Annotated in this window: 7 protein-coding genes and 1 pseudogene; 3 read left to right on the top strand and 5 right to left on the bottom strand. The window is 66.1% G+C overall.

Annotation, left to right across the window (positions count from 1 at the left end; translation table 11 throughout):
- Positions 1 to 680, bottom strand: a pseudogene (locus tag A5645_RS26555) (cytochrome c oxidase assembly protein); the annotation flags it as partial.
- A gap of 64 nt (positions 681 to 744) precedes the next feature.
- Here A5645_RS26555 and A5645_RS26550 point away from each other — a divergent pair.
- From A5645_RS26550 to A5645_RS26540, 3 genes are all read left to right on the top strand, one after another.
- The gene (locus A5645_RS26550) at positions 745 to 1,434 is read left to right on the top strand and encodes a DUF5134 domain-containing protein (RefSeq protein ID WP_065131622.1); all 690 of its coding nucleotides are present in this window, start codon (positions 745 to 747) and stop codon (positions 1,432 to 1,434) included.
- A gap of 81 nt (positions 1,435 to 1,515) precedes the next feature.
- Positions 1,516 to 4,425 carry an MMPL/RND family transporter gene (locus A5645_RS26545; RefSeq protein ID WP_065131621.1) on the top strand — a complete coding sequence of 970 codons (2,910 nt, stop codon included), beginning with the start codon at positions 1,516 to 1,518 and terminating at the stop codon, positions 4,423 to 4,425.
- A 16-nt stretch (positions 4,426 to 4,441) separates the two neighbouring features.
- A complete protein-coding gene (locus tag A5645_RS26540) occupies positions 4,442 to 4,843 on the top strand; it encodes an MmcQ/YjbR family DNA-binding protein (protein WP_081288580.1) in 402 nt (133 codons plus the stop codon).
- On the opposite strand, the gene A5645_RS26535 is transcribed toward A5645_RS26540, so the two are convergent.
- The 4 genes from A5645_RS26535 to A5645_RS26520 are packed head-to-tail and all read right to left on the bottom strand — an operon-like array spanning position 4,770 to position 11,290.
- Complete coding sequence (locus A5645_RS26535; protein WP_065131620.1) at positions 4,770 to 8,918, bottom strand: AMP-binding protein; 4,149 nt, start codon at positions 8,916 to 8,918, stop codon at positions 4,770 to 4,772. The genes A5645_RS26540 and A5645_RS26535 overlap by 74 nt on opposite strands.
- Positions 8,915 to 9,154 carry an acyl carrier protein MmaB gene (gene mmaB / locus A5645_RS26530; RefSeq protein ID WP_065131619.1) on the bottom strand — a complete coding sequence of 80 codons (240 nt, stop codon included), beginning with the start codon at positions 9,152 to 9,154 and terminating at the stop codon, positions 8,915 to 8,917. The genes A5645_RS26535 and mmaB overlap by 4 nt, the downstream gene beginning before the upstream one ends.
- Positions 9,147 to 10,712 (bottom strand): fatty acid--CoA ligase FadD10, encoded by a 1,566-nt coding sequence (fadD10, locus tag A5645_RS26525; RefSeq protein WP_065131618.1) that lies wholly within the window; start codon positions 10,710 to 10,712, stop codon positions 9,147 to 9,149. Before fadD10 ends, mmaB begins: the two co-directional genes overlap by 8 nt.
- A gap of 29 nt (positions 10,713 to 10,741) precedes the next feature.
- A complete protein-coding gene (locus A5645_RS26520; protein ID WP_414467385.1) occupies positions 10,742 to 11,290 on the bottom strand; it encodes an FcoT family thioesterase in 549 nt (182 codons plus the stop codon).
- Positions 11,291 to 11,294: the final 4 nt, after the last annotated feature.

Raw genomic sequence — 11,294 nt, 5'->3', positions numbered from 1 at the left:
CCGGTCAGGGCCCCGACCATGACTACTCGACCAGCGCGGCGATCGTGTTCGCGGTTGCGGTGGCCGCCCTGACCGGGATTGCCCGTCACCGCGGGCGCGACGACGGCGAGCACGGTGGGAATGAGCAGGACGGCGTGCCCGAGCCAGCGTGTGCTGAAGCGCAGCGTCACCGCAACCGGCACCGCCAGGACCGTCACCACGATCCATGCGCGGGCCGTCTCGGAAACGGAGAGGGCGTCGAACAGCGCCCCGCTGCTCAACAACGCACCGGCACCCACACCGAAGTCGTGGGCGGCCTGGATCACCACCATCGCCGCGGCGGCCACCGGCCACAGCAGCGAAACGCGCTCGGCCACCAGGTGGATCCGGAAGCCGTCCGCATCGAGCAACCCGTCCGGTTCCGGGCGCGATGTCATCACGACCAGCAGCAGGGCGCCCAGGCACATCGCACCCAGCAGTGACGCGACGAAGTACCCCACCGGCGCAGCGGCGCTGATGAAGGCACCGGGATAAGGGTTGCCGGACTCGACGTAACGACGGGTTCCGGACAGCAACCCATATGCGGCGACAGCGACGGAGAGCACGACGAACCCGGCCGCCAGCGCCGCGGCGCGCGCCGAACGCGACCGGTCCACCCGGGCGGCCGGCGTCACCTCAGCGCTCGGCCCGTCTGTACCCACCCCTGCAGCTTACGACCGTGCGTCGTAGCCGCTTGTCGCCTGGAGCGCCTAGTGTTCGGTGACTGTGATTGATGATCTGCCGCTGCGGTGGGCAGTCACCGGCCTGTTCCTGCTGAGTGCCGTGGGCTTCGTGCTGGTCGTCGACCGTCGGTCCTGGACCTCGGTGGTCAGCTACGGCCTGCACCTCACCATGGCGATCGCGATGGCGGTGATGGCCTGGCCGCAGGGACTGGGGCTGCCGCCGACGCCCGCCGAGGCCTTCTTCCTGGCGGCGGCCCTGTGGTTCGTGATCATGGCCGTCCTCGCCACCCGGATGGGCGGCATGCGGCTGCTGCGCGGCTATCACGCGCTGAAGATGCTGGCGATGGCGTGGATGTACGCCGTTGTTCATCATCAGCCGCTGCCCTCGGGACTCGGTGCCGGGCACCAGCACCACCACCATGAGATGCCGCCGGACCAACCGATGCCCGACCTAGACACGACCCCCGCCACGACCCCCTCTATGACCCCCGCCATGACGCCCGCCGCCGCGCCGCCCGACGATGGCCCGGTCTGGGTCGATGTCGGCAACTGGGGGTGGGCGCTATTGTTCGTCGTCGCCGCCGCGGTGTGGGGGTACCGGTATGCCGCGCAACGGCGCGTCGTCCGGCGGCGGCGGTCGCGACGATGGCGCACCACGCTCGGCACCGCGCTGCAGGCCATGATGGCCGTGGGTATGGCGATCATGTTCGGCGCGCTGCTGGTGCAGGGCTGAGGGTGTAACGTTTGCGCCCTTCCATCGACTAACTGCGGAGGCGCTCAGTAGATTGGGCCGCGGTGGCAGGCCGCGAAGGAGATGTCAGTGCAGACCCAGCAACCCGTCGACGGGGCGCCGACGGGTTCAGCGCATCCCGGCCATGCCGAGCGGCCGTTCATCGCCAGGACCATCCACGCCCTCGCGGTGCCGATCATCCTGTTCTGGATTGCCGTGGTCGTCCTGCTCAGCGTGTTCGTCCCCTCGCTGGAGATAGTCGGGCAGGAGCGATCGGTGTCGCTGAGCCCGAAGGACGCGCCGTCACTGATAGCCCTGAACCGCATCGGCCACGTCTTCAAGGAAGGCGAGACCGACAGTGTGGCGATGGTCGTCCTGGAGGGCGACAAGCCGCTGGGCGATGACGCCCACCGGTACTACGACCTGCTGATCCGCAAGTTGCGCGCCGACAAGACGCATGTGCTGAGCATCCAGGATTTCTGGGGCGACCCACTGACCGCGGCGGGCGCCCAGAGCAGCGACGGCAAGGCGGTGACCGTTCAGGTCAATCTGGCCGGCAATCAGGGCGAGCTGCTGGCCAACGAATCCGTCGACGCCGTGCGCAAGATCGTCGACGGCACTCCGGCCCCATCGGGCATCAAGGCCTACGTCACCGGCGGCGCGGCCCTGGCCGCGGACCTGCATTCCAGCGGCGACAAATCCATGGCGAAAGTCACCCTGACCACGGTGGCGGTGATCCTGGTGATGCTGCTGTTCGTCTACCGGTCACCGATCACCGTGTTCCTGTTGCTGGTCACGGTCGGTGTGCAGCTCTCCGCGGCGCGCGGCATAGTCGCACTGCTGGGTCACAACGAACTGATCGGGCTGTCCACCTTCGCCGTCAGCCTGCTCACCTCGCTGGCGATCGCGGCCGGGACCGACTACGGGATCTTCATCATCGGCCGCTATCAGGAGGCCCGTCAGGCCGGTGAGGACCGGGAGTCGGCCTTCTACACCATGTACCGGGGGACCGCGCACGTCATCCTTGGCTCCGGGTTGACCATCGCCGGGGCAACGTTCTGCCTGAGCTTCACCCGAATGCCCTACTTCCAGACCCTTGGTGTGCCTTGCGCGGTGGGAATGCTGACGGCGGTCATCGTGGCGTTGACCCTGGGTCCGGCCGTGCTGATCGTCGGAGGCCGGTTCGGGTTCTTCGATCCCAAGCGCTTCCTGGCGGTGCGCGGCTGGCGCCGGGTCGGCACCGTGGTGGTCCGCTGGCCGCTGCCCGTCCTGGCCGCCACCTTCGCCGTCGCCATGGTCGGGTTGCTGACGCTGCCCGGATACAAACCCAGCTACGACGACCAGGCGTACCTGCCCAGCTTCATCCCCGCCAACGAAGGTTTCGCGGCGGCGAACCGGCATTTCTCCCAGGCCCGCATGAAGCCCGAGATCGTGATGATCGAGTCGGACCACGATATGCGCAACCCGGCGGACTTCCTGGTGCTGGACAAGCTGGCCAAAGGCCTTTTCCGGGTGCCGGGGATCTCCCGGGTCCAGGCCATCACCCGCCCCGACGGATTGGCCATGGAGCACACCACGATTCCGTTCCAGGTCAGCATGTCCAACGCCGGGCAGGTGCAGACGATGAAGTACCAGCGGGACCGCATGGACGACATGCGCAAGCAGGCCGACGAGATGGCCAAGACGATTTCGCTGATGCAGCGGATGTACGGCCTGATGACCCAGCTCGCCGACCAGACCCACCGCATGGTCATCGACACCGTCCAGATGCAGGAGATCACCAACGAGTTGCGCGACCACATCGCGGACTTCGAAGACTTCTGGCGCCCGGTGCGCAGTTACTTCTATTGGGAGAAGCACTGTTTCGACATCCCGGCCTGCTGGTCGCTGCGCTCGATCTTCGACGGCCTGGACGGGCTGGACGCGATCGACGAGCGCCTTGACGTGCTGGTCAGCGACATCAAGAACCTGGATCGGTTGATGCCGCAGATGCTGTCCACCTTCCCGCCGATGATCGAGACGATGGAAAGCATGCGGGTATCGATGCTGACCATGCACAGCACCATGTCGGGCATCTTCGACCAGATGGCCGAGATGAGCGAGAACGCCAACGCCATGGGCAAGGCGTTCGACGCAGCTAAGAACGACGACTCGTTCTACCTGCCCCCGGAAGTGTTCAAGAACAAGGACTTTCAGCGCGCCATGAATTCGTTCCTGTCCTCGGACGGGCACGCGGCGCGATTCATCGTGCTGCATCGCAGCGACCCGGCCTCCGAGGACGGCATCGCCAGTATCGACATGTTGCACACCGCGGCCGAGGAGTCGCTCAAGGGCACGCCGCTGGAGGACGCCAAGATCTATGTCGCCGGCATGGGCGCCGTGTTCAAAGACATCTCCGAGGGCGCCAAGTGGGATCTGGTGATCGCCGGGATCTCTTCGTTGTGCCTGATTTTCATCATCATGCTGATCCTCACCCGCGCGTTCATCGCCGCCGCGGTGATCGTGGGGACGGTCGCGATCTCGCTGGGAGCTTCGTTCGGGCTGTCCGTGTTGATGTGGCAGCACATTCTCGGTATCCCGTTGCACTGGTTGGTGATCGCCATGTCGGTGATCGTGCTGCTGGCAGTGGGGTCGGACTACAACCTGTTGTTGGTGTCGCGGTTCAAACAGGAGATCCATGCCGGGCTCAACACCGGGATCATCCGGTCCATGGGCGGCACCGGCAAGGTGGTCACCAACGCCGGACTGGTGTTCGCCTTCACGATGGGCGCCATGATCGTGGGTGACGCGCGGATGATCGGACAGGTGGGCACCACCATCGGGCTGGGGCTGCTGTTCGACACGTTGATCGTGCGCGCGTTGATGACGCCTTCGATCGCCGCGCTGCTGGGCCGCTGGTTCTGGTGGCCGATCAATGTCCGGTCGCGACCCGCCCGGCCACGGGTGCCGGTGCCACCGCCGGACCGGTCACTGGTCTCCAGCGATCAACCGTAGGCCGGCCGTGTCGAACATGTCGAAGCTGGAGGCCATCGTCGCCCGCCTCCCGGAGGCCACCCGGGTCGACATCGAGGCGTGGGGCGGCGAGCCGACCTTCCGGGTGCGCGGCAAGAACTTTATCTTCAGCGCACCGGACGCGAGCAGCATCACCGTCAAGCTGTCCCAGGAGGAGGCCGCGGCGGTCGTCGCCACCGACGCCGATGCGGAGCCCACGGGCTACGGCCTCGGCCGGCACGGTTGGGTGTCAATCCGTCTGGGGCGCAAGATTTCAGCCGCGCGGTGGCGCGAGATCGAGGAGTGGATCCTGACTTCCTACAGCCTCGTCGCGCCCAAGACGCTGGTCAGGCAATTGGGGCTGGGACAGCGTCCCGAAGCAGCGAGCGCAACGGCCCCGGTGTCGCGGCGACTTCGGTGACACGGTCGGTGTTCAGCGCGACGGTCGGGAATTCGGCCAGGTACTCCCCGTAGGCGCGGCCCCCGAGCCGCATGCCCAAACTCACCCAAGCATCCAGCACCGACCATCGCCGCGGATTGTCGACAGCCCAATCGCTTTCGTCCAGCCGACTCTTCCATTGCGCGACCTCGGTTTCCGCGCAATCGAATTCGGCGAGCAGCCCGGCGTACGACACCCGCTCCCCCGACACCACGGTGATTCCGCGCCCCAGCACGGCCGGCCCACCCAGCTGCAGAACCAGGTCCAGGATCGCGTGGGCGGCGGCGTGTCCGGTGGTGACCTCTTCGGTCAGGTTCACCGCCGGGTAGGCGCCCACTGTCACGCAGGCGTCGACCAGGGAGACCAAAATGTCTGCGCTGGTGGCTAATTGCCGGTCCATCCCCAGCACCCTCGGCAGTCGCACGATGGTGTAATCGAGTGCGCTCGGTGCGGCCGACACCACCAGTTCCGCCAGCGACTTGGACGCCGCGTACGGGTAGGGCGCCGTACCCGGGTCGGTGACCGCTGCCGCGTCGACCTGCGCATTGACGACGTAGGTGGACAGATGCACCAGTCTCGCACCATGCAGGACACATGAATCCACCAGCGCGCGAACAAAGTTGACGTTCGCCGGCCGCAGATCGCGGTAGGGCACCACCACGTTGGTATTCCCGACGCAGTTCACGACGGTTCGAGCGCCGGTGTCGCGGATCAGCGCGTCCAGTTCCTCGCGACCTGGCTCGGCGGTGAGACGCCGGGTACGCACGCCGCCGATGCGTTGCAGATCGGTCCACGGCTCGTGCTCGGGCAGCTCGGACCTGGTAGCGAACACCACGTCGGGACACGGCGTTGCGGACCGTTTCAGGTCGAGAACCGCCTGGGCGAAGCCGGTGCCGAGAATCCCGGACGCCCCCAGCACCAGGATGGTGTCCCGCTTATCGTTGTTGCTCAACGCTTTCTGGTGTGCCGGTGCGTATGCCGCTGCGAGGTCACCCGCTATCTCGGCCGCGGTCGCACCGTCCATCCACCCGCCCGCGGGCATCATCCGTGCCAGGTTGGCGGCCGTGTCGGCGCTGATCAAATCCAGAATGGTGAGGTGCCGATTCAGGTATCTGCGCGTGTCAGGCAGGATCCGGATCAAATCCAGTGAACCGATGCCGGCGTCGAGCAGTGACGAGTCCGCCGTCAGCTCGATGCCCAAGTGACGGGTCCAGATCCGAGCGAGTCCGGCCGCACCGGCATCGGCATCGGCCTTGTCCGGCAGGGCATCCGACGAATTCGACAGCATCCGCAGCCTCGCGCTGTCCACCTTGCCGCTGGGCTTGCGGGGGATGTTCGGCACGGCGACGACGACGAACGACGGCACCCCGAGGCTCGTCAGGACACAGCGGATACGTGCGACAGTCGCGGTGTCCGCACCGTCCGCGCGGGTCAGCTGCGTCTGGAACCACACCCCGAGTCTTCCGTTGTGCGATTCGACGGCGACATCGGATACCGCCGGATCCTCGGCGATGCGTCGGCAAACCTCGGCGATATCGACCCGCTTACCGGATATCTTGACCAGTGCGTCTTTTCGTCCGGCGAAGACCGGATGACCCTCATCGTCAGCGATCACCCGGTCAGAGGTGGCGAAAGCCCGATACCGCGAACCGTCCGCGGTGGTGACGGTGCCGAACCCACCGCCGTCAATGCCGAGATAGCCATTTGCCACCAGGTCGCCGACGATGACAATCTCGCCGAACGCGATGAACATCGAGTCGGCGACCATCGGCCGGCCCACCCGGCGGGCGGCGCGACCGGTAGCACCGGTGATGGGCAGATAGCTGGATACCACGGTGGTTTCCGTTGGACCATAGGTGGACACGAGCGAGATCTCTCGCTCGCCCGGTGCGGCGACCCACTTGTCGGCCGCGCACGGACGGACGGCTTCCCCGCCGATCACGATCTGCCGCACATCCGAACGACGGATCATCTCAACCACCTCGCGGTCCTCGGACAGCAACTGCCACACGGCAGTCGGCATGTCGACCACGGTCACGTGCGCGGCGGCGATATCGACTGCCAGAGCAGTGAAGTCGCCGGACTTCATGGCTGCGGTCCGGCGCAACTGGGCTCCGCAGGCCGCCGCCCCGAAGATCTCTTCGACGCTGATGTCCGATGTCAATGGGGCGCATTGCAGAATGCGGTCGGCTGCGCCCCATCTGTATGCCCGTCCGACGGCGGCGCAGAACAGCGCCAGCGACCCGTGGGTGACGTGGACGAGCTTGGGTGTCCCGGTGGTCCCCGAGGTCGGCATGACGTAGGCGGTCCTGGCTGACAGCCGGGCGTCCCCTGCCACCAGCTCGACACGTCCGTCGACAAGTTCGCCCTCATTCTCGTCGGCGGTCGCGGTCAATTCCGTCGCCGCGATGTCGACCACATGCACCGAGATGTCGTCGATGTGCTCGGCGATTGCGCCGGCCCGCAACGGCATCTCATCGCCGGTGGTGCAGACGCTGTAGCCGCAACCGGCGAGGTGGCACGCGATCAGCAGGTCGATGGTCCGGTCCGTGTCGTCGTCGCAGCAGATCACAATGTCGCCGGGCACCACACCGTTGCGGACCAGCCAGGCGAGCCAGGCCCGTGCATCGGGGCGGTTGGCCAGCACCCCGCAGGCACCTCCTGGCGAGTCCAGAAACCAGGCGGGTACGGTCGGCGGCTCGGGTTGGAACGCCGCTTCGATGCCGCGGTGGGCCCCGTCCGGGTCGATGCCCAGCCACTCGTCGACCACCGTGGCGATCGGTTGTTCCCACGCCGCCGCCATCGACTCCAGCGCGGTGCCGATCCGGGTGGCGACGCCGCGATATGCCTTGTCCGCGGGTCGATCCGCCCTGTCCCAGATGGCCAGCCGCAGCGTGCCTTCGTTCTCGTCCAGCACGCTGGCGACGGTCATACCCTCGACCGGACCTATGTCGGTGGCGATCGGTGTTTCGGACAAGTACCGGCGCAGGTCGGGCGCACAGGCCGCCCGGATGAAGTTGAGGGTCAGCGCCTCTACCTGTGTGGTCCGGTTGATCGCGAAATACATTCGGCGAAAATGCTCTTCACGAAGCCATCGCCGCCGGACGGTCCTGACGTAGTCTCGGTCGAGCGCGCTGACGACGTCGGCTACCGAGGCGAACGGAGAGAACCGGACCGGGTGCGCGACGGAGTTGACCAGACAGGTCGCTACGTCCAGTTCCGGATCACCGAATCGGTTGTCCACCGCGTGCACCAGCAGGTTGTCGGTGCTCTGCCGGATGCTGGAGAACACCCCGACGGCGGCCGCGGCCACCAGCACGTTGAGCGGGACCTGCTTGTCTTCCGAAAGGGCCAGGATGGCGGCAAAGGCGGCGCCGGACAGGGTCACTGACTCCTGCAGGACGCCCTTGGCGGCCGCTCCGTGCGGTTCATCCGAGCCGGGGTTGTACCCACCGCGACGTGCATCATCGGTGAGCTCGCGTTGTACCCCAGGCGCGACCCGCTGCAGCGCCTCGTCGACCTTGGTCGCCTCACGCTGATGGGCCGCCGCCAGTTTGACCAAACCTTCGATAGGGCTTGTGGTTTCAGTACCGGTGCCGGCCAGATGCCGCGCCAGGCTATCCTCGATGATTCCGGTGGCGCCACCATCGAGCAGGATGTGATGGGTGTGTACGTCCAGGCCAGACACGCGGCCGTCGTTCGTGGTCCAGACGGTGTAGCGGACCAGCGGCTTGTCCAGAATTCCCGAGGACCAGGAGCGGGTGATGTCATCGGCGCACCGCTCGCTGCCCGCGTCACCCTCCGAGCGCACCCGCACGATGTCGCCGGCGTGCAATCGCGGCGTCAGTTCGGGGTAATCGGTGGCGGCTGGCTCGAGAACGCAAAGCTGCACTGGGTTTTCGGAGATCGTCGCGTGCAGGGCGGTCAGGAATACGGGCAGCGGTAGTGGATGGAACCGGTAGGACTTGCCGATCAGATACAACGCGGGATCGCTGTCCTGCAGCACCCCGTTGTAGAGGTTTCGCTGCGATCTACTCAACGGGATTCGCGCGATCATCCGGGGCCTCCGGCAAGTTCCCGAACCCAGCCTGAAATCGACAGGTTTTCCGCCAGTCGAGCCGGCACCGCGGATTCCCGGTTCACCCCAAGCTGTTTCATCAGCAGGACGAACCGGACCGAGTCCAGCCCGAGGTCTCGCAGATCCGTGGCGTCCCCGTCGATCAGATCGGTCTCGTCGATGTACAAGACGTCGCAGATCGCGGTGAAGATCTGTTCCCGTATCGCCTCAACCATGAGCGCCCACTCCGGCCCTGTCCGTGCCGACCTGCGCGGCCAGTGAAGCCCGCATCACCTTGCCGGATTGCGTGCGCGGAATGTCGGTGACGATGGCGATCGTCGACGGCCGTGCCGCCGACTCCGATTCCTGCCGGAAGTGAGATGCGATCGCCTGCTTGAGCTTTCGTGTCTGCGTCTCGTCCAGGTCCGCCGACGGGACGACGGCAAGACCCACCAGTGCCCCGAATTCCGGATCCGCGATTTCGTAGCAAGCCGCCTCCCGCACCCCGGGCACGGCTTCGGCGATGCGGTCGACCTCATCGGGCGCCACGTTCACACCGCCGGAGATGATCATCTCCGACGACCGGCCCTTGATGTAAAAGAAGCCGTCCTCGCGTTGTTCAAGCAAATCTCCGGTGTCCACCCAGCCGTCCACCAACACCTCGTCGGTGCGTTGCGGATTGTTCCAGTACCCCAGCATGTTCGCCGGTGATTTGATCCACAGGGTGCCGGAAGAGGAGGGACGGCCGTCGACGCCGACGAGACGAACATCCACGCCGGGGTACGGACGTCCCACGGCCCCTTCCTCGATCTTGGCGATCGATCCCTCGTCGGTCGGCAAACACAAGGCGGTGCAACCGGTTTCGCTGAGCCCGTAGACCTGCGCGGTGCGAATGCCCATGGCTTCGATGGCCCGTACATCGGCCGCGATCGCTCGTGAACCGCCGTAGCCGACCAGGCGCAGCGACGGCACCTTGGCATCGTTGGCCTTCAGCTCGGCGATCAGCTTGGCCAGCAGGGTGGGGACCAGGCATGTGGTCGCCACCTCGTGCGCGTTGAGGATCTCCAGTAGGGAAGTCGTGTTCTCACCGCCGGTGACACACTGACCGCCCCGCATCAGGCAGGTGAAGATCCACCACAGTCCGCCGATATGGGTGGCCGGTAGTGGTGAGTAGGTCGTTTCGCCCTCGACCCAGGTCACCCAGTTCAACCCCGCCTGCCGCAGAATGTCCGGGATCGCGACGAAGGTGCGGTTGGCCAGCAGCACGGCCTTGGGTTCGCCGGTCGTGCCGCTGGTGAAGATCATCGCCAGTGGATCGTCGGCACCGCGCTCCGGAAAAGGCACCTCGGCGCCCGGCATCGGCCCGGGGCTTTGCACGCCGTCGGTCACGTCGACCGATATCGCCGGTATCGACCGCAGTGTGTCGGGCAGGTCGGTGGCGCCGGTCCTGCTCCCGGGCGTGACGAGAATCGCGCTCGGGGCAGTGATTTGACCGAACCGCCCGATGGTCGCCGGCGGGAGATTGCCGTCAGCCATGACGGCGATCGCGCCGACCCTGGCGCAGGCCAGAACCGACAGGTAGGTCTCGGGCCCGTTGTCCGAGACCACGAGGACCCGGGCGCCCGGTGTAACCGATGCCGCGCGAAGGGCCGCGGCAAGCCGGTCCACCTCGGCTACCAGCTCGCCGTACCGGATCGTGCTGCGACCGTTGCACCGGCGCAGCGCGACGGCCTCGGGCCGCTGCCGCGCCTGGGCGACGACACGCTCCAGCACGGTGGGCGGTAATTGCGTCATGACTTCCTAACTTCTTTCGTCTCAGCCGGTTACGGGATGTTGAGCGCTGCCAGTTCGACCTCAGCGGTAGCCGCCCCGCCGAACTCGTCCCAGAATTCGATTGCACAGGGAACCGAGAGGTAGCGCAGCGACCGCTCCATGACCTTGAAGTTCTGGCACAACAGGCGGGCGGAGAACTTCTGGGCGTGGATCGGCCTTCTGAAGCGCGACGAGGTGTTCTTGATCAGCATGCTGGGCAGCTGCAGGTCGAAATAGTCGGAAATCGACCAGCCGCGCAACACCGGAATCTCCTCGTTGAGAACCGCAGGAGCAAAAGCGCAGTAGGCGAGTTGGTTGAAACACATCACCAACTCCACCGCGTTGAAATGCCCCGTGCTCCGGATGTAGGCCGGCTCATTGATGCTGAAGTTCCCGTATGCCAGTACCGAATCGGCGGTCGCTTTGTACGACGCGTCGATCAGATAGCGGCAGCCCTTGTATGCGTACGGCTCCAGCACCCTGGCGAGGAGATGCTCCTCAATGGGGCCGGTGTCGGTGATATCCGCGAATTCCGTGCGGGTTTGGGCAAAAGGGGACAAAACG

The sequence above is a fragment of the Mycobacterium asiaticum genome (assembly GCF_001673635.1).
Taxonomy (GTDB): domain Bacteria; phylum Actinomycetota; class Actinomycetes; order Mycobacteriales; family Mycobacteriaceae; genus Mycobacterium; species Mycobacterium asiaticum_C.
The sequence above is the reverse complement of the archived record's forward strand: the minus strand, read 5'-3'. Positions and strand labels throughout refer to the sequence as shown.

Excerpts from the sequence above, each read along its gene's own strand:
- A5645_RS26545 (WP_065131621.1), top strand. The coding sequence starts at position 1,516 with ATGTCAGTGCAGACCCAGCAACCCGTCGACGGGGCGCCGACGGGTTCA.
- A5645_RS26540 (WP_081288580.1), top strand. The coding sequence starts at position 4,442 with ATGTCGAAGCTGGAGGCCATCGTCGCCCGCCTCCCGGAGGCCACCCGG.
- A5645_RS26535 (WP_065131620.1), bottom strand. The coding sequence starts at position 8,918 with ATGATCGCGCGAATCCCGTTGAGTAGATCGCAGCGAAACCTCTACAAC.
- mmaB (WP_065131619.1), bottom strand. The coding sequence starts at position 9,154 with ATGGTTGAGGCGATACGGGAACAGATCTTCACCGCGATCTGCGACGTC.
- fadD10 (WP_065131618.1), bottom strand. The coding sequence starts at position 10,712 with ATGACGCAATTACCGCCCACCGTGCTGGAGCGTGTCGTCGCCCAGGCG.